General features: G+C 56.0%; 14 protein-coding genes. 6 read left to right on the forward strand and 8 right to left on the reverse strand.

Annotation, left to right across the window (positions count from 1 at the left end; translation table 11 throughout):
- Positions 1–3: 3 nt before the first annotated feature.
- Positions 4–1,341 (reverse strand): 23S rRNA (uracil(1939)-C(5))-methyltransferase RlmD, encoded by a 1,338-nt coding sequence (gene rlmD, locus ACMV5I_RS04095; protein ID WP_414823741.1) that lies wholly within the window; start codon positions 1,339–1,341, stop codon positions 4–6.
- Positions 1,342–1,408: 67 nt separating this feature from the next.
- On the opposite strand from rlmD, the gene barA reads away from it, so the two are divergent.
- The gene (gene barA, locus ACMV5I_RS04100) at positions 1,409–4,141 is read left to right on the forward strand and encodes a two-component sensor histidine kinase BarA (RefSeq protein ID WP_202671529.1); all 2,733 of its coding nucleotides are present in this window, start codon (positions 1,409–1,411) and stop codon (positions 4,139–4,141) included.
- A 557-nt stretch (positions 4,142–4,698) separates the two neighbouring features.
- Here barA and garR read toward each other — a convergent pair.
- From garR to ACMV5I_RS04120, 4 genes are read right to left on the reverse strand one after another with little or no spacing between them, the layout of a single operon-like run.
- Positions 4,699–5,583, reverse strand: coding sequence for a 2-hydroxy-3-oxopropionate reductase (gene garR / locus ACMV5I_RS04105; protein WP_141131151.1), 885 nt, complete (start codon positions 5,581–5,583; stop codon positions 4,699–4,701).
- 10 nt (positions 5,584–5,593) lie between these two features.
- Positions 5,594–6,367, reverse strand: coding sequence for a 2-dehydro-3-deoxyglucarate aldolase (gene garL / locus ACMV5I_RS04110; RefSeq protein WP_121608728.1), 774 nt, complete (start codon positions 6,365–6,367; stop codon positions 5,594–5,596).
- Between the two features lie 21 nt (positions 6,368–6,388).
- Positions 6,389–7,720, reverse strand: a complete 1,332-nt coding sequence (gene gudD, locus ACMV5I_RS04115; protein WP_414823742.1) for a glucarate dehydratase — start codon at positions 7,718–7,720, stop codon at positions 6,389–6,391.
- Between the two features lie 48 nt (positions 7,721–7,768).
- A complete protein-coding gene (locus ACMV5I_RS04120) occupies positions 7,769–9,127 on the reverse strand; it encodes an MFS transporter (protein WP_024483471.1) in 1,359 nt (452 codons plus the stop codon).
- A 443-nt stretch (positions 9,128–9,570) separates the two neighbouring features.
- Between ACMV5I_RS04120 and garD the strand changes: the two genes are divergently transcribed.
- On the forward strand, positions 9,571–11,142 hold the full coding sequence (garD, locus tag ACMV5I_RS04125) for a galactarate dehydratase (RefSeq protein ID WP_284122432.1): 1,572 nt from the start codon (positions 9,571–9,573) through the stop codon (positions 11,140–11,142).
- A gap of 134 nt (positions 11,143–11,276) precedes the next feature.
- Here garD and ACMV5I_RS04130 read toward each other — a convergent pair whose 3' ends face one another.
- The 3 genes from ACMV5I_RS04130 to dgt form a co-directional block, all read right to left on the reverse strand.
- The gene (locus ACMV5I_RS04130; protein ID WP_065687055.1) at positions 11,277–12,431 is read right to left on the reverse strand and encodes a CdaR family transcriptional regulator; all 1,155 of its coding nucleotides are present in this window, start codon (positions 12,429–12,431) and stop codon (positions 11,277–11,279) included.
- Positions 12,432–12,609: 178 nt separating this feature from the next.
- Entirely contained in the window at positions 12,610–14,016 is a 1,407-nt protein-coding gene (gene degP / locus ACMV5I_RS04135) for a serine endoprotease DegP (protein WP_414823743.1), read from the reverse strand.
- 192 nt (positions 14,017–14,208) lie between these two features.
- Entirely contained in the window at positions 14,209–15,726 is a 1,518-nt protein-coding gene (dgt, locus tag ACMV5I_RS04140; RefSeq protein WP_024483475.1) for a dGTPase, read from the reverse strand.
- A gap of 138 nt (positions 15,727–15,864) precedes the next feature.
- Between dgt and mtnN the strand changes: the two genes are divergently transcribed.
- From mtnN to ACMV5I_RS04160, 4 genes are all read left to right on the forward strand, one after another.
- On the forward strand, positions 15,865–16,566 hold the full coding sequence (mtnN, locus tag ACMV5I_RS04145) for a 5'-methylthioadenosine/S-adenosylhomocysteine nucleosidase (protein WP_024483476.1): 702 nt from the start codon (positions 15,865–15,867) through the stop codon (positions 16,564–16,566).
- A gap of 1 nt (position 16,567) precedes the next feature.
- Positions 16,568–17,374: a vitamin B12 ABC transporter substrate-binding protein BtuF gene (btuF, locus tag ACMV5I_RS04150; protein WP_414823744.1), complete on the forward strand. Its 807-nt coding sequence runs from the start codon at positions 16,568–16,570 to the stop codon at positions 17,372–17,374.
- Positions 17,371–17,985 (forward strand): TRIC cation channel family protein, encoded by a 615-nt coding sequence (locus ACMV5I_RS04155; RefSeq protein ID WP_059199769.1) that lies wholly within the window; start codon positions 17,371–17,373, stop codon positions 17,983–17,985. The genes btuF and ACMV5I_RS04155 overlap by 4 nt, the downstream gene beginning before the upstream one ends.
- 224 nt (positions 17,986–18,209) lie before the next feature.
- A complete protein-coding gene (locus ACMV5I_RS04160; RefSeq protein ID WP_024483479.1) occupies positions 18,210–18,446 on the forward strand; it encodes a hypothetical protein in 237 nt (78 codons plus the stop codon).
- The last annotated feature ends 29 nt before the right edge of the window (positions 18,447–18,475 follow it).

The raw sequence follows: 18,475 nt of genomic DNA on the forward strand, positions 1-18,475 counted from the left end.
TCCCTACTTTTTCCGCGACCCGTGGATAAACAGCGCCATGGATTCAAGATGCCCCGTGTGCGGGAACATATCCAACATCCGCACACGCGCAAGACGATAACCGGCGTCCAGCAACACTTTGCTGTCGCGTGCCAATGTCGTGGGGTTACAGGATATATACACCACGCGCTCTGGCGCCAGTTTTACAATATGTGACATCACCCCAGCCGCACCTGCGCGGGCTGGATCCAGCATCACCTTATCAAATCCCTGTGCTGCCCATGGTTGTCGCGCAACGTCATCTTCCAGATTTTCATGGAAAAAGGAGACATTACTGAGCCTATTCCTATCGGCATTATATTGCCCATTCGCTACCAGCGTGGCAACACCTTCAATCCCGACCACCGCCTTGGCCCGCTTGGCCAGCGGCAAGGTAAAGTTGCCCATGCCACAAAACAGATCCAATATGCGATCATTGGGCTCAATCTCGAGCCATTCAAGGGCCTGAGCCACCATTTGCTGATTTACCGCATCATTTACCTGAATAAAATCGCGCGGATTGAAGTCTAAGCGTAGCCCGTCAACCTGATAATACGGCGCTTCACCGCACAGTTTTTCCAGCCGAACGCTGTCCGGTGCCAAATAAACGGCGGTGCCATTTTGCTGGGCAAACTGCTGCAAAGCCTGACGATCGCCCTGCTTGAGCGCATCCAGGTGGCGCAACACCAGCACCGGTCCGTTATCCGCCAACACCAGCTCCGCATGGCCCAGACGCTGCACGGCCTGCAAGCCGCTCAGGCATTGATACAGCGGCACCAGCAGCCGTTCCAGTTCCGGTGCCAATACCGGGCACTGCTTCACCGCCACCAGATCGGACGAGGCGGCCTGGTGAAAACCCATCAGCAAACGGTGCTGCTGGGGTTGCCACTGTAACCCCAGCCGCGCCCGCCGACGGTAGCCATATTGTGGCCCGGCAATCACCGGTTCCTGTTGCGGCGTCACCCCAGTTTCGCGGCAGATCAAGCGCCCCAGCGCCGCCGCCTTGCTTTGCTGTTGCAGCGCCTCGGAGACATGCTGCTGTTGGCAACCGCCGCACACACCAAAGTGTGGGCAGCGCGGCTCAACACGTTGTATGCTGCAATTTAACAGTTGCCTGAGTTGACCTTTGGCGAACTGTCGTTTGTCCTGCGTTAACTGGATTTCGGCCTGTTCCCCCGGTAAAACTCCGGGGACAAATACCGCTTTGCCTTCATGGCGCGCCACTCCCTGGCCAAATGGATCGAGGTCCGTTACCGTCACCGTGAATATTTGTGAAGCTTGCCGGGTCGTCACGCGGCGTTTCGGAGAGTAGAATTGCGCCATAATTATTGATTGTGTGTTGGTTAATTCAGCTTAAGATTAGCCTCCAATTCTCCCACATTGGAATCCCATGACCAAATACAGCTTGCGCGCGCGCATGATGATCCTGATCCTGGCACCGACTTTATTGATCGGTCTGCTGCTCAGCACCTTCTTTGTAGTGCACCGCTACAACGAGCTGCAGGAGCAATTGGTCGATGCCGGTGCCAGCATCATCGAACCTCTGGCCGTCGCCAGCGAATATGGCATGACCTTCCGCAGCCGTGAGTCGGTGCGGCAACTGGTCAGCCTGCTGCATCGCCGCCATTCGGATATCGTCCGGGCGATCACCGTGTTTGATGCGCAGAACAACCTGTTTGTCACCTCCAACTATCATCACAATTATACCCAGTTGCAGTTACCCAAAGGTGTGCCGGTGCCCACCGATATGATGCTGACCCGGCGCGGCGATTCACTGATCCTGCGCACGCCAATCCTGTCGGAGTCGCAGTTCCCGGACGAAGGCACCAGCGAGGAGGCACATCCCGACAGCAATCTCGGCTATGTGGCGATCGAGCTGGATCTGCAATCGGTACGCCTGCAGCAATATAAAGAGGTGTTCGTTTCTACCCTGCTGCTGTTGTTGTGTATGTGTATTGCCATTCTGTTTGCCTACCGCCTGATGCGCGACGTCACCGGCCCGATCCGCAATATGGTCAACACCGTCGACCGTATCCGCCGGGGCCAGTTAGATAGCCGGGTCGAAGGCTTTATGCTCGGCGAGCTGCAAATGCTGAAAAACGGCATCAACTCGATGGCGATGTCGCTGACCGCCTATCACGAGGAGATGCAGCAGAACATCGACCAAGCCACCTCCGATCTGCGTGAAACGCTGGAACAAATGGAGATCCAGAACGTTGAGCTGGATCTGGCGAAGAAACGCGCGCAGGAAGCCGCCCGTATCAAATCGGAATTCCTGGCCAATATGTCCCATGAGCTGCGTACTCCGCTCAACGGGGTGATCGGCTTTACCCGCCAGACGCTGAAAACCGACCTGAGCGCCACCCAGACCGACTATCTGCAAACTATCGAACGCTCGGCCAACAACCTGCTGACCATCATCAACGACGTGCTGGACTTCTCCAAGCTGGAGGCTGGCAAGCTGATCCTGGAACACATTCCGTTCTCGCTGCGTGAAACGCTGGATGAGGTGCTGGTATTGCTGGCCCCTAGCGCACACGACAAAGGGTTGGAGCTTACCCTGGATGTGCAAAACGATGTGCCAGAGCAGGTGATTGGCGATTCACTGCGGCTACAGCAGGTGATCACCAATTTGCTCGGCAATGCAGTGAAGTTTACCGAAACCGGCAATATCGATATCCGCGTCGAGCTACGTAACCAGTTGGAACGCCAAGTGGAGCTGGAAGTGCAGATCCACGATACCGGCATCGGGATTTCTGAACGCCAGCAATCGCAGCTGTTCCAGGCCTTCCGCCAGGCAGATGCCAGCATCTCGCGCCGCCATGGCGGTACTGGGCTGGGCCTGGTGATCACCCAGAAGCTGGTGAAAGAGATGGGGGGGGATATCAACTTCCACAGCCAACTCAACCGTGGCTCAACCTTCTGGTTCCACATCACCCTCGATCTCAACGAAGGCATGTTGTCGCTGCCACCTAGTCTACCGGATTTGCGCGGTAAGACGTTGGCCTATATCGAAGCCAACCCAACGGCGGCCCAGGCAACACTGAATATGTTGAGCGTCACCCATTTGGTGGTAACCCATTCGCCAACCCTGGGGCAATTGCCGAAAAATCATTATGACTTCCTGTTGGCAGGCGTACCGATCCCTTATCGGGATGCTAACGGCCAGCATCGAGACAAGCTGCTGGAGTCGCTGAAACTTGCCGATCGGGTGATCCTGGCGGTGCCTAGCCAGTCGCAGATCGATGCCGAAAAAATGAAAAAGCTGGGCGCTATCGGCTGCCTGACCAAACCGATCAGCAGTAATCGCCTGTATCCGTTACTGCGTCTGGAGGCCCCGCTGCGTCAGAACGCGCCAAAGGTACATAGACGCTTACCGCTGACGGTGATGGCAGTCGATGATAACCCGGCCAACCTGAAGCTGATCGGTGCCTTGCTGGCCGAGCAGGTAGAAAAGACGCTGCTGTGCGAAAGCGGTGAGGAAGCCATCGTGCTGGCACGTGATAACGTGCTGGATATGATCCTGATGGATATTCAGATGCCGAACATTGACGGCATCCGCGCCAGTGAGCTGATCCGCCAGATGCCGCATCACAACTCCACGCCGATCGTCGCCGTAACCGCCCATGCAGTGAGCGGCGAGCGCGAACACCTGTTGCAGGCCGGCATGGATGACTATCTGGCCAAGCCGATTGACGAAGCCATGCTGACACGGGTGCTCTCCCGTTATCACACCGTCGAACTTGAACCAGAGGCAGCCCAGCCGCGTAGCCCGGCTGAACCACCGTTATCGCTGGATTGGCCGTTGGCATTGCGCCAGGCCGCCAATAAAGAGGATCTGGCGCGCGATCTGTTGCAGATGCTGATCGAGTTCCTGCCGCAGGTCAGCGATCGGGTAAAAGCCGTGCTGGAAGGAGAAGAGGACGACACCATTCTCGATCTGATCCACAAGCTGCACGGCAGTTGCAGCTACAGCGGCGTTCCGCGCCTGAAGCAACTCTGCTTCTATCTTGAGCAGCAACTGCGTCAGGGTGTCAGCAACGGTGATTTAGAACCGGAATGGCTGGAGCTGTTGGATGAGATTGAGCTGGTGGAGACGGAAGCGAAGTTCCAGTTGGGGTAAGCTAGACGCCCCTCACCCTAACCCTCTCCCACAGGGAGAGGGGACCGATCGAGCTCGCTATTTGTTGCAGAAACTTACCTGACCATGGCACTAAACCCACTACCTTTTACCCAGCTAACAGATTAACACAGCACCTTGCCACAACTCCGAACAGCTCCCACATGCCAAAGAAAAACATGCGGCTAAAAAAACCTTAATTGGTGTTCAATATTACTAGACCACATCATTTACCCAGCTAACAGATTGAGCACCGCACCTTGCCACAACTCCGGACAGCTCCCTCTCCCTACGGGCTGAGGAATCCCCACTAATTTTTTCTTAGTGGTTTCAGAGAATTAGAGCGAGTGTTTTACGATCAATCCGTTCCATTTTGTTCGTAAATTGGCAGTGAGAGAATGACGAACCACTTCTTCTCGTCTGCTTGAGGCTATTTTTTAGTCCTGTTTTGGGTAAAAAACAGCCTATTTCTCGTCTCAATTTTTCTGGGGATTCCTCAGCCCTACGGGAGAGGGTTGGGGTGAGGGGCGTCACCTTAACTAACCAGTACTCTGCTGCCCCTATCGCGTAACCTCTGCCTTGGCCAACTTTTCGTAATAACACGCCAGTGCGCTGTGATCGGCATTGCCCAGACCATCGGCGCGCAGAGCCTGCATCATTTCCATCACCGCAGCGGTCAGTGGTAGCTGTGCCCCCACGCCATGGGAGGTATCCAGCGCGTTGGCCAGATCCTTGATGTGCAAGTCAATGCGGAAACCCGGTTTGAAATTGCGATCCATCACCATCGGTGCCTTGGCTTCCAACACCGTGCTGCCCGCCAGCCCACCGCGGATCGCCTGGAAAACCAAATCTGGATTAACCCCGGCCTTGGTCGCCAACACCAGCGCCTCGGACATGGCCGCTATATTGAGCGCCACGATCACCTGATTCGCCAGCTTGGTGACGTTGCCAGCGCCAATATCGCCGGTATGCACCACCGAACCGGCCATGGTTTTCATCACTTCAAAACAGCGATCAAACACCTCTTTATCACCGCCCACCATCACCGACAATGTGGCATCGATCGCCTTAGGCTCACCGCCGCTCACCGGTGCATCCAGCATGGCAATCTGTTTGGTAGCCAGTGCTTCGCTGATTTCACGGCTTGCCAATGGAGCAATAGAGCTCATGTCTATCAGCACGCTCCCCGCTTTGGCTCCCTCAATAAGGCCATTTTCTCCCAATGCCACTTCCCGCACCTGCGGTGAGTTAGGCAACATGGTGATCACGATATCACTCAGTGCGGCCACCGCCTTTGGCGTGGCGGCAACATCGGCACCCAGTGCGGCCAGTTCAGCCACCGCTTCGGCATTGCGGTCCATCACCACCAGCGAATAACCCGCCTGCAGCAGGTTTTTACTCATGGGTTTCCCCATAATTCCCAAGCCAATAAATCCAATTTTCATCCCGTTCTCCTTATTCAACACCCTGTTTAAACCGATCGCACAAGGCCTGCGTGGCCGTGCGGAATACACCAAGATCGCTACCAACGGCCACGAACCTGGCTCCCCATTCCAGATAACGGCGAGCATCAGCCTCAGCCGGTGCCAAAATGCCACTGGCTTTACCGTGCGCGCTGGCACGCTCGAAAATATGACGGATCACCGCCTGCACCTCCGGGTGGTTTGGCTGGCCGAGATACCCCAAAGCGGCGGAAAGATCCCCCGGCCCGACAAAGATGCCGTCAACGCCCTCAACGCCAGCTATCGCATCCAGATTATCGACCCCCTGCTGGCTTTCGATCTGCACCAGCACCGCAATCTGCTGGTTGATCTGGGCGAAATAGTCCGGCACAGTGCCGTAACCGTTGCTGCGGTGTGACACAGAGACCCCACGGATCCCCGCAGGGGGATAACGCGTCGACGCTACCGCCTGTTGTGCCTGCTCGGCACTTTCCACAAACGGGATCAGAAAGTTATAGAAACCGATATCCAGCAGGCGTTTGATAATCACCGGTTCGTTGCAGGGCGGGCGTACCACTGCGGCGCTAGGGCTGCCCTTCAGCGCCATCAGTTGCGGTACGAAAGTGCCAATGTCATTCGGCGCATGCTCGCCATCCAGCACCAGCCAGTCAAAACCGGCCAGCCCCAAGACTTCGGTAGAGATCGGGTTGGCAAGCGCAGACCAGCAGCCGATCAGGGTTTCACCCGCGAGCAACGATTGGCGAAAAGGGTTATGGCAGCTCTTCATGAGATTTCCTCTGTAGACGGATTAACGCACCAGGCACGGGCGTTTGTTATCAAAGATCCAGCCAGGGATGAGGTACTGCATACCCTGCGCGTCGTCGCGTGCTCCAAGCCCGTGTTTCTGGTAAAGCTCATGGCCCTGCATCAAACGATCCCGATCCAGCTCGATCCCCAATCCTGGCCGTTGTGGAACCTGTACGCGGCCACCGACAATCTGCAGCGGTTCCCGCGTCAGCCGTTGGTTGCCCTCCTGCCAGATCCAATGGGTGTCGATCGCCGCAATGTTGCCGGGTGCCGCAGCGGCCACATGGGTGAACATCGCCAACGAGATATCGAAGTGGTTATTGGAGTGTGAGCCCCAGGTCAGGCCGAACTCATGGCACATCTGCGCAACGCGCACCGATCCCTGCATGGTCCAGAAATGAGGGTCCGCCAATGGGATATCCACCGACTGCAACTGCAGCGTATGCCCCATCTGCCGCCAATCCGTGGCGATCATATTGGTCGCGGTAGGTAGGCCGGTGGCACGGCGGAACTCAGCCATCACTTCCCGCCCGGAGAAGCCCTGCTCTGCCCCGCAAGGATCTTCGGCATAGGCCAGCACGTTACGCAGCTGTTTGCCGATCACGATCGCCTCCTTCAGCGACCAGGCGCCGTTGGGATCGAGCGTAATACGTGCCTGAGGAAAACGCTGCGCCAACGCCGTGACGGCTTCGGCCTCTTCACTGCCCGCCAATACGCCGCCCTTTAGCTTGAAATCGTTGAAGCCGTACTTATCAAAAGCCGCTTCTGCCAGGCGCACAATGCTTTGCGGCGTCAGCGCTTGTTCATGACGCAGGCGATACCAGTCGCAGGCATCATCCGGCTGGCTCTGGTAAGGCAGCGGCGTTTTGTTGCGATCGCCGACATAAAACAGATAACCCAGCATTTCCACCGAGTCACGCTGCTGCCCATCCCCTAACAGGGCAGCTACCGGCACATCAAGGAATTGCCCCAGCAGATCCAGCATCGCCGCTTCAATGCCGGTCACCACGTGGATGGTGGTACGCAAATCGAAGGTTTGTAGGCCGCGCCCGCTGGCATCCCGATCGGCAAAGCGTTCGCGCACCCGGTTCATCACGTTCTTGTATTCCCCCAGGGTTTTGCCAACCACCAGGGACTGAGCCTCTTCCAGGGTCTGGCGGATTTTCTCGCCACCAGGGATCTCCCCTAGCCCGGTGTTACCGGCGTTATCCTGCAAGATCACGATATTACGGGTGAAGAATGGGGCGTGAGCGCCGCTGAGATTGAGCAGCATGCTGTCGTAACCGGCCACCGGTACAACCTGCATGGCAGTAATTTTTGGTGCTGTAGTCATAAAGATGTCCTCAAAATTTTGGGTTCAATTGCCAAACTCGCCGCCGTGTCACTGCCTGCTGGCCTTGGCCATCGGTTTCAGTTCGATACGCTTGATATCCCCCACGATGAACAGGTAGCTGGCCACCGCCAACAGTGCATGGATCCCGACGTAGACCAGCGCGCCGTTAAACGATCCGGTGGTACCAATGATGTAGCCGATGGCGATCGGCGTGACGATGCCGGAGATATTTCCGAACATATTGAACAGGCCACCGCTCAGGCCGCTGATCTCTTTGGGGGCGGTATCTGCCATCACTGCCCACCCCAGCGCGCCCAGCCCCTTGCCGAAGAACGCGGCGGCCATGATGCCCACTACCATCCACTCGGTTTCAACGTAGTTGCAGAAGATCATCGACATCGACAACAGCATGCCCAGCACGATCGGCGTTTTACGGGCGAAGGTCAGCGACTGGGTACGGCGCATCAGGTAGTCGGAAATCACGCCGCCGAGCACCCCACCGACAAAACCACAAATGGCCGGAACCGAGGCGACAAAGCCAGCCTTGAGGATCGACATCCCCCGCGCCTGCACCAGATACACCGGGAACCAGGTGATAAAGAAATAGGTCAGCGCATTGATGCAGTACTGGCCGATATAGACGCCAATCATCATGCGTGATTGCAGCAGCTGCTTGATCTGGAACCACTTCTCGCCTTTGACCTTCACCTGTGTGGCCTGTTTCTGATCCATATTGATCAAGGCACCGCCGGCTTCGATATAGTCCAGTTCGGCCTGATTGATGCTGGGGTGGTCTTTGGGATTGTGCAGCACCTTAAGCCAGACAAAGCTCAGGATGATGCCCAGCCCCCCCATAAAGAAGAACACGTGCGACCAGCCAACGGCATGCGTCAGCCAGCCCATGATCGGTGCGAAGATCACCGTGGCAAAGTATTGGGCCGAGTTGAAGATTGATACCGCCGTGCCACGTTCATGGGCAGGGAACCAGGCGGCGACAATCCGGCTGTTACCGGGGAATGACGGTGCTTCTGCCAGGCCAACCAGGAAGCGCAGCGCAAACAGCGCTATCACGATGCCAAAACCGCTGAAGATATCCACGAAGCCTTGCAGCAAGGTAAACAGCGACCAGATGAAGATGCTCCAGAAGTAGACCCGTTTGGAGCCGAAGCGATCCAGTAACCAGCCACCGGGGATCTGGCCAATTACATAGGCCCAGGAAAACGCCGAAAAGATATAACCCATTCCAACCGGATCGAGGCCAATATCCTGAGCCATTGCAGTACCGGCAATAGAAAGCGTGGCACGATCGCCATAGTTGAATGAGGTGACGATAAACAGCATTACCACGATCCAGTAACGCTTATTGGTTCGCTTGATGGCACTGTTGGCAGCGCTGATAGTAGACATGGTGCTCTCCTGCATTACTATATTCATCCTGAAAAACCGCTAAAAATATCTCAGAACGAAAGGTTTAAATTAAATTGCAGCCTTTTTTGAGCAGTTCGATTAATACGGCATCGGCAATTTTTAAACGCATTAACGCTTGGTGGAGAAAAGTATAGGGAACCGACTGCCGGGACTCATCGGGCAAATAACCCAATAACAGGGCTAATATGGCGGCTTATTTATGGCGTATGCCCAATCGGGCGCGGGCTGGTTCACGGTTCCCGCGGTTGCGTGAGCTATCTCACAGCGGATTAGCACAATGCCAAAGATTGACCTCTGGAAAACGCCAAATCTAGGTCATTTGCATAATGCCCGACACAATAGCGAATGTTATGCTTTTTGCTGAGCCAGTCTTTCGATTATTACCCACGGCGTACATAAATCAGAGTACGTGAGGTTTCACTATGTCCGAATATGCAGTTGGCAGTATTAAAGCATTACCGCGCTATATTCAGGTTCATCGGCAAGATAACGTCGCCATTGTGGTTAATGACCATGGGTTGCCTAAAGGGGCAAGCTTCCCTTGCGGTCTGATATTATTGGAGCATATTCCCCAAGGGCATAAAGTTGCGCTGCAAGATATTCCTCAAAACGGCACTATTTTGCGCTATGGCGAAGTGATTGGCTTTGCCGCACGGGATATTCGCCGTGGTAGTTGGATTGATGAATCGCTGGTGCTGCTGCCTCCGGCACCCGAGTTGGCCAGCCTGCCACTCGCCAACAATGTACCCCAGGCATTACCGCCCCTGGAAGGTTATACCTTTGAAGGCTACCGTAATGCCGATGGCAGCGTTGGCAGCAAGAACCTGTTGGCTATCACCACCAGCGTGCACTGCGTGGCCGGTGTGGTGGATTATGTGGTGAAAATCATTGAGCGCGACCTACTGGTGAAATACCCCAACGTCGACGGAGTGGTGGGTCTGAATCATCTCTATGGCTGCGGCGTCGCTATCAATGCTCCCGCCGCGGTGGTCCCTATCCGCACCCTACATAATCTGGCGCTCAACCCAAACTTTGGCGGCGAAGTGATGGTGGTGGGGCTAGGCTGCGAAAAGTTGCAGCCGGAACGCCTGCTGCAGGGAACCCCAGATGTCCAACCCATTACCGTGGACGAAAGCCGGATTGTGCGCCTGCAGGATGAGAAGCACGTTGGGTTTCAGGCCATGGTGGCCGATATTCTGGCCGTTGCAGAGCAGCACCTGCAACGCCTGAACCGTCGCCAGCGGGAAACCGTGCCGGCCTCAGAGCTGGTGGTGGGGATGCAATGTGGCGGTAGCGATGCCTTTTCCGGGGTGACGGCTAACCCGGCGGTAGGTTTTGCTTCCGACCTGCTGGTACGCTGCGGGGCAACCGTGATGTTCTCAGAAGTCACCGAAGTGCGTGATGCCATCCACCTGTTAACCCCACGGGTCGCCGATCAACACGTTGGCAAGCGCTTACTGGAGGAGATGGCCTGGTATGACGATTACCTCAACCAAGGGCAAACCGATCGCAGCGCCAACCCTTCACCCGGCAATAAGAAAGGCGGTTTGGCCAACGTGGTAGAAAAGGCATTAGGCTCAATTGCCAAATCTGGCAGTAGCGCGATTGTCGAAGTGCTCTCCCCTGGTCAACGCCCCAGCAAACGTGGGCTGATTTATGCCGCCACTCCCGCCAGCGACTTTGTTTGCGGCACGCAGCAGTTGGCTTCCGGCATTACGGTGCAAGTGTTCACTACCGGCCGGGGAACCCCTTACGGCCTGACTGCCGTACCGGTGATCAAAATGGCAACGCGCAGCGCGCTGGCTGAACGCTGGCACGATCTGATCGATATCAACGCCGGAACTATCGCCACCGGGGAGGCGACCATTGAGCAGGTGGGCTGGCAACTGTTTGAACTGATCCTGGATATCGCCAGCGGCCGCAAGCAAACCTGGTCAGATCGATGGGGTTTGTTCAACGCGTTGGCGGTATTTAACCCAGCGCCTGTTACTTGAGTGCAACGCCCCTCTCCCCAGGGAGAGGGAACCGAATGAGCCACTGTTTCACTTCTTAGCGGGACCTCGATCCCGTATTAGCTGGTGGTTTAATTACCGCGACACCTGAAGGTTGAGGCTGGCGGACAGCTAGGCTAGTCTTCATCCAGCTGTAACCCCACATACAGCAAGAGGCGAGCATCGAAATTGGCGAGGTTCAACCCAGTCAGCTCGGAAATGCGATTGAGACGATACTCCAGCGTATTGCGGTGAATATAGAGTGCCTTGGCGGTCGCGGTGGGCTGCACATTATTCAGGAACCAGGCATTTAAGGTACGCAATAACAATCCATTTCCGTCCATGGCCTTTAAACGCTCCAACGGCCGAGCCAGCTCATCCGCCTGCCAACCGCTACGCAGGCTGCCCAGCAACACCGGCAGCATCAGATCCTGATAATAATAGGCCCACCGCCCAGGCATGCGCTGCTTGCCAACGGCCATGGTGGTACGCGCAGTGCGGTAGGAACGCACCAGGCTGCCTGGGCCAATGAAATAGTTGCCGAGCGCAATACGCACTCGCAAACGGCTGCTTTCATTGATCCGCACCAGCAGATTCTCCACTCGCCGCCGGTGGGCCTCCGCATCCCAGCGCCCGTGGTGATTCAGCGCCGGTTTAAGTACCACCATCTCGCTGAGAGAAACAATGGCGATCAGGTTGTCACGTTCAGGTAGCGTCAGCAGCTCCTGTAACTGCTGCAACTCGGCCATGGCGCTGTCGACCCCCAACTGGCCGCTATCCACCTCTACTACCGCCGCGACGCGGGGTTGGTTGGGATCTATCCCCAAGCGGTGCGCCCATTCCATCAAGGCCGGTGACAACTCCTCCGTACGGATCAGGTTCAACACAAACTCTTCACGAAAGCGGCTGTCCTGCGCCAACAAACTCAACAATCGCGCCTGCTCCAGCATCATTTCAGCGGTCATGCAGACCAGTTCACCGTACTGCCGCAGTTGCACCGGATCGCCGGTCAGGCCGATGACCCCAACGATATTCCCGTCAACGTGCAACGGCAGATTAATACCGGGCCGAACGCCGTGCAAATGACGGGCAACGGCATCGTCGATAGCGACCACCCTGGCCTGAGATAGCACCAGCAATGCTCCTTCATGCAGTTCCCCCAGCCGCTCAGGATCGCCACTGCCAATAATCCGGCCCCGGTTGTCCATCACGTTGATATTGCTATCAATAATTTTCATGGTGCGCGCGACAATTTCCCTGGCTAGCTTGGCATCAAGATGATACTCCGCCATTGCGTCTTATCCCCGTCGGATGATAAACCAACGTTCAGCATACCGACGCGCCTCTACTGGCACATTGTGCAGATGCCCAAATGCGTTTTGGCCGGGCACAAGTTGTGTTCAAACTCACAGTTTTAAGCCATAAAAAAAGGCACGCCGTAGCGTGCCTCTGTAGAACAACGGGACAACATTACTGCATCAGCAGATACAGCGTCGAGTCGCCACGTTGGATGTTCAACGCCAACACCGCAGGCTTGCTGTCGAGCACCTTACGCAGTTCGCCCAGGTTATTGATTGGCTGCTGGTTCACACCCATGATCACATCGCCTTTTTTCAGCCCGATGCGCGCGGCGGCACTGCCAGGTTTCACCTTCTCAATCTTCACACCTTTCACTTTATCGGTGCTGTTGCTCAGTTCTGCACCTTCAATACCGGTGTAAATATTGCTGGAATCAACCTGCTCCTGGCTGCTTTGCTGAAGCGTAACGTCAATGGACACTGGCTTGCCGTCGCGGATAATGCCCAGCGCCATCTTGGTGCCCACCGGCAAGCTGCCGATCTCGGCACGGAACGACGCAAAGCTGGAGATGGCTTTACCGTTCAGGGTGACAATCACGTCACCGGCCTTGATACCAGCCTTGGCAGCGGAGGATTTCGGCACAACCTGGCTGACGAATGCGCCACGCTGGGCGTCCACTTTCATCGCTTGCGCCAGCTCGGAGTTCAGCTCGGTACCCATAATGCCCAGCTCACCGCGTTTCACCTGGCCATATTCCACCATTTGCGAGGTCAGGTTTTTCACCATGTTGCTTGGAATAGCGAAACCGATACCGATGTTGCCGCCGTCCGGCGCCAGGATCGCGGTGTTAATGCCAACCAGCTCACCATTCAGGTTAACCAACGCACCGCCGGAGTTACCCCGGTTGATCGCCGCATCGGTCTGGATAAAGTTTTCGTAGTTTTCAATGTTCAAACCGCTACGCCCCAAGGCAGAAACGATCCCGGAGGTCACGGTTTCACCCAGGCCATACGGGTTACCGATCGCCACGGTGTAGTCACCCACGCGCAGCTGCTCGGAATCAGCCATTTTGATCGCCGACAGGTTTTTGGCGTCTTTCAGCTGGATCAACGCGATATCAGAACGCGGATCCTTGCCGATCACCTTGGCTTCAAAGCGACGACCATCGCTCAATTGCACCGTGATCTTGCTGGCATTGTCTACCACGTGGTTGTTGGTGACCACATAGCCTTTGTCCGCGTTGATGATGACGCCTGAACCCAGGGCTTTAAAGGCTTCCTGGGTAGTTGGCCCACCCGGTGCGCCACCTTGGCACATTGGGGAACCCTGGAAGGGTGAACCATCCTGGCAGAACGGCGACATTTGCTGTACCGTTTTCGCATTCACCGCGGCACTCCCTTCCACGTTAATGCTTACCACTGAAGGCATCACTTTTTCCAACATCGGAGCCAGGCTTGGCAACGGTTGGGCGCTAGTGGAGGCAGAAGCCGTTTCTGCGGCATTGGCGGTAGTTACCGGACCCATTGCCAAACCAATACTCAAAGCCAGGGCGCTTAAAACCAGTGCTGTTTTTTTCATCTGTGTGTCTCTTAAAAATCGTTCAATAGGAATAACGGGTCTTGGTGCTTAGTAAGAGCCTGCTGATTAGCTGAAGTTCCCCTGGTGCGGCTGGCTAATAGTAAACAAATATTGTCGGTCTTTACAAAACTCGAAATAATGTTCCAGCTTGAGAGTCATCTCGCTAAAATAAGCGAGAATTATCTCATGAATTTATTCCGCTGCCATTAAACGACGATATTCATCATAGGCATAAAGGTCGGTCATGCCGCTGATATAATCCTGTAACAACCGTGCCCGGAAATAATACTCCCTAATAGCCTGCTGTTCGGCCGAAAGATGCTGCAAACCTTCCACCGCCTCGACATAGGCCAGGCGATGTTTGGTAGAAAGCTTGTGAAACAGCCGCGTTTCTATCGGAAACGCCCGGTGGCTGTCTTCCCGCACCAACTGGCTGAAATCGGCCAGCGACATGGCCAGCAGCGGGCTATAAATATCCAGCAGGCCGTTGATCACCCGGTAACCCTGGAGTTCCAACTGCTCCACTTCTGGGTGGTTGAACACGTGTTTGAACGCAACGTTCTTGAAGATAGCGAGCAGGCGGCAAGCCGGGCTGGCATCCTCCAACAAGGCTCCGTTGAAGTGGCCGTGATACACCGCGTCCAGGTTATCGATAAACCGCTGGGCCGCATGGGGAACCAATTTGGCAACGGTAAATACCCGCAGGTACATAAAGAACTGATCTTCTGAACTGCGGCGCGCTGCGCTGCGCTCAATTTTTCGAAACGCACTGGCCACGGTCTTATCAAACAGATCCCCTGGAGCAATCTCGCCCCATTCCTGGGTTAAATGCTGATACAGCTGCTCCACGGTAAAGATGTTCTTTTCTACCGCGTCTTCCAGATCGGCCACGCAATAAGAAATATCATCGGCGGCTTCCATAATATAGGTGAGAGGGAAACGATCGAACTCTCCCATATGTAATTCGCGCCGCAAGCGATCGACAAAGGCTTCTTCCGCCAGATAAAACCCCGGCTTCTTCATCAGATAGCTGTGGCTGGCGGGAATATCGCTCGCCCAATAGGCCGGACGGGTATATTTCAGGATGCAGCCTACCTGCGCATAGGTCAGGTTCAATTTCAGCAACGTGTAGACCAGGCGGATCGCCTGAGCATTGCCCTCAAAGTGGCTGAGATCGTGGCGAATACGGCTGCGCAGCCGGTTAAGATCGCTCTCCCCCTCATGCAGGCGTAACACCTCTACCTGGCAACGATCGTGGCTACCCGGCTCACTGCCACAGCTGGCCGGGTCGAGCCGCTGGCGGAACCAGTCGTTGATGGCAGATTCACCAAAATGGCCAAACGGCGGATTGCCGATGTCGTGCATCAGGCAGGCCATTTCGACAATGCTCTCGAAAGGATCGAGCAGCTTGCTCAGGCCGAGCGCATCAATACGCTTTTCCTGTTTGAAACGGTTGAGGATCTCTTTGGCAATATGCCGCCCCACCTGTTGCACTTCCATCGAGTGGGTCAAACGGCTGCGGACCGCCGCATTACGCTCCAGCGGAAACACCTGCGTCTTCTGCTGCAAACGACGTATCGCCGCAGAATTGACGATGCGACCGCGATCGCTCTCGAACTGGCGAATGATGTCGTACTCTTCTTCGGCTTCAATCGGCTTGCTAAAAGGCCGCTGAAAGCTGATCTTCTGCTTAAAGTCGATCCCGGACATCTGCTTCTCCTCCCGTTGCGCATTCCCTCCGTGATAACAATTCCCGGCGGCGGATGCAACGGTATTGCGGATTATCTCTCTCACAGAGCCATGATAGACTATGGCGCAATTTCCATACCCTATCAGCGAGTATTATTTATGAAAGTAGGCATCATCGGCGCAATGGAAGAAGAAGTTACCCTGCTGCGCGAGCAAATTGCGAACCGCCAGACCCTGCAACGTGCGGGTTGTGAGATCTATACCGGCCAAATCAACGGCGTGGAAGTCGCCCTGCTCAAATCGGGCATCGGCAAAGTGGCGGCGGCTCTGGGTACCACCCTGCTGCTGGAACAGTGCCAACCCGATGTGGTGATCAATACCGGTTCCGCCGGTGGCCTGGCCGCTACGCTGAACGTGGGTGATATCGTCGTGTCTGAAGAAGTGCGCTACCACGACGCCGACGTGACCGCCTTTGGCTATGAACCGGGCCAGATGGCCGGTTGCCCGCCAGCGTTCGTTGCCGACCCTGCGTTGATCGAGTTAGCGGAAAACTGCATCAAACAGCTTAACCTGAACGCGGTACGCGGCCTGATTTGCAGCGGTGACGCCTTCATTAACGGTGCCGAGCCTCTGGCCCGCATCCGCAACACCTTCCCAACCGTTGCCGCCGTTGAGATGGAAGCCGCCGCCGTTGGCCACGTTTGCCATCAGTTCGGCACGCCATTCGTGGTGGTACGCGCGATTTCCGACGTTGCCGATAGTGAATCCCATATGAGCTTCGACGAGTTCCTGGCGGTGGCCGCCAAGCAATCCTCGCTGATGGTCAATGCCATGCTGCAAGCCCTGGCCAAGCGCGGTTAATGTGAAGCTGCGTCTGTGCGCCCTGCTGAGCTGGCTGATCCTGGGGATGCTGCTGCCTGCCAGCGCCGCCCAACGGGTGATCAGCCTGGCACCGAGCACCACGGAGCTTGCCTACGCGGCCGGTATGGGGGATACCCTGCTGGCCGTCAGCGCTTACTCCGATTATCCCCCTGCCGCCAAGCAGCTGGAACAGGTCGCCTCCTGGCAAGGGATCAACCTGGAACGGATCCTGGCGTTGAAACCCGATCTGGTTCTCGCCTGGCGTGGCGGTAACCCCCAGCGGGTATTGGATCAGCTCGCCTCCTTCGGCATCCCGATTTTTTATGCAGATGCCAAGAATATTGACGAAATCGCCCAATCGCTGGATGCGTTGGCGCAGTTCAGCCCTCACCCAGAAAAGGCACATCAGGCCGCAGCCAGCCTCCGCCAACAGGTAGATGAGCTGAAAACGCGCTATGCCAGCAATTCGCCAAGGCCTGTGCTGCTGCAGTTTGGTACCCAACCGCTGTTCACCAGTTCGGCGGCCACGTTGCAAAGCCAAGTGCTGTCCTTGTGCGGCGCAGAGAATATCTTTGCCGATAGCCCCGTGCCTTGGCCGCAGGTAAGCCGTGAGCAGGTGCTGGTGCGTAAACCACAGGCCATCGTGATCAGCGGGAATGCCCAGCAGATCGCCAATGTGAAAGCCTTCTGGGGCCCACAGCTGGACGTGCCGGTGATTGCCCTTGAGGAAGATTGGTTTAACCGTGCCGGGCCACGCATCATGCTGGCGGCACAATCACTATGCGGTCAATTGGCGGAGATCCATTGATGGTATTTTGGCTGGATATTCTTGGTACTGCGGTGTTTGCCATTTCCGGCGTGTTGCTGGCGGGCAAATTACGGATGGATCCCTTTGGCGTATTGGTACTGGGGGTAGTGACCGCGGTCGGCGGCGGGACGATCCGTGATATGGCGCTCGCCAACGGCCCGGTATTCTGGGTAAAGGATCCCACCGATCTGGTGGTGGCAATGATCACCTGTGTGCTGACGCTGCTGCTGGTGCGCCAGCCGCGTCGGTTACCGAAATGGATCCTGCCAGTGCTGGATGCCATCGGGCTGGCGGTGTTCGTGGGGATCGGCGTCAATAAGGCGTTCGCCGCTGGCAGTGGGCCGCTGGTGGCCGTCTGCATGGGAGTGATCACCGGCGTCGGCGGCGGGATTATCCGCGACGTGCTGGCCCGCGAGATCCCGATGATCCTGCGAACCGAAGTCTACGCCACTGCCTGCATCGTTGGCGGAGCGGTGCACGTCACGGCGTTCTACAGCTTTGGTATGCCGTTACAGCATGCCATGATGTTGGGGATGATCATCACGCTGGGCATCCGCCTGGCCGCCATTCGTTGGCATCTGAAACTACCGGCGTTTATCCTCGAACAGTAATTCTTGCCTCCGCCAGCTTCGGCGGAGGCTTTCCTGCCAAGCAGTATATTCGACTATTATATAAGCAATGTGCTATTATTTTACGCTAATAAAATGCGCTTGAATAATGTAATCATCTGGTTAACTCTTCGTTAAAAATTATCCCGCGCCGTTAAGTTCCGTTCACTTTTGCCGATAGGTCCTATTGCTGTGGCCTGCGGGTAGGTATTGTTTTGAGTTTACGCATGAAGAAAAATCTTTTGATCGCCAGCACACTGTTGTTGAGCAGCAGTGTGCTGGCCGAAAACACCAGCGGCAAGATTGGTATCAGTCTGACGATTGTGCCTACCTGCAGCGTAACCACGACCGGCAACACGCCACAGGTGGAATGCGGCAATGGCACAGTCTTGCAGCCGAAGATGAGCCATAGCAAACGGATAGTAGACGATCGGGAAAGCGAACTGATCACCGTGGAATGGTAGGCACAAAAAAACCCGCGCACCGTACAGGC

This window comes from Serratia sp. T13T92, from assembly GCF_047530105.1.
Classification (GTDB): domain Bacteria; phylum Pseudomonadota; class Gammaproteobacteria; order Enterobacterales; family Enterobacteriaceae; genus Chania; species Chania fonticola.

What these genes read in the sequence shown, in the direction of transcription:
- rlmD (WP_414823741.1), bottom strand. Translation starts at nt 1,341, where the DNA reads ATGGCGCAATTCTACTCTCCGAAACGCCGCGTGACGACCCGGCAAGCT.
- barA (WP_202671529.1), top strand. Translation starts at nt 1,409, where the DNA reads ATGACCAAATACAGCTTGCGCGCGCGCATGATGATCCTGATCCTGGCA.
- garR (WP_141131151.1), bottom strand. Translation starts at nt 5,583, where the DNA reads ATGAAAATTGGATTTATTGGCTTGGGAATTATGGGGAAACCCATGAGT.
- garL (WP_121608728.1), bottom strand. Translation starts at nt 6,367, where the DNA reads ATGAAGAGCTGCCATAACCCTTTTCGCCAATCGTTGCTCGCGGGTGAA.
- gudD (WP_414823742.1), bottom strand. Translation starts at nt 7,720, where the DNA reads ATGACTACAGCACCAAAAATTACTGCCATGCAGGTTGTACCGGTGGCC.
- ACMV5I_RS04120 (WP_024483471.1), bottom strand. Translation starts at nt 9,127, where the DNA reads ATGTCTACTATCAGCGCTGCCAACAGTGCCATCAAGCGAACCAATAAG.
- garD (WP_284122432.1), top strand. Translation starts at nt 9,571, where the DNA reads ATGTCCGAATATGCAGTTGGCAGTATTAAAGCATTACCGCGCTATATT.
- ACMV5I_RS04130 (WP_065687055.1), bottom strand. Translation starts at nt 12,431, where the DNA reads ATGGCGGAGTATCATCTTGATGCCAAGCTAGCCAGGGAAATTGTCGCG.
- degP (WP_414823743.1), bottom strand. Translation starts at nt 14,016, where the DNA reads ATGAAAAAAACAGCACTGGTTTTAAGCGCCCTGGCTTTGAGTATTGGT.
- dgt (WP_024483475.1), bottom strand. Translation starts at nt 15,726, where the DNA reads ATGTCCGGGATCGACTTTAAGCAGAAGATCAGCTTTCAGCGGCCTTTT.
- mtnN (WP_024483476.1), top strand. Translation starts at nt 15,865, where the DNA reads ATGAAAGTAGGCATCATCGGCGCAATGGAAGAAGAAGTTACCCTGCTG.
- ACMV5I_RS04160 (WP_024483479.1), top strand. Translation starts at nt 18,210, where the DNA reads ATGAAGAAAAATCTTTTGATCGCCAGCACACTGTTGTTGAGCAGCAGT.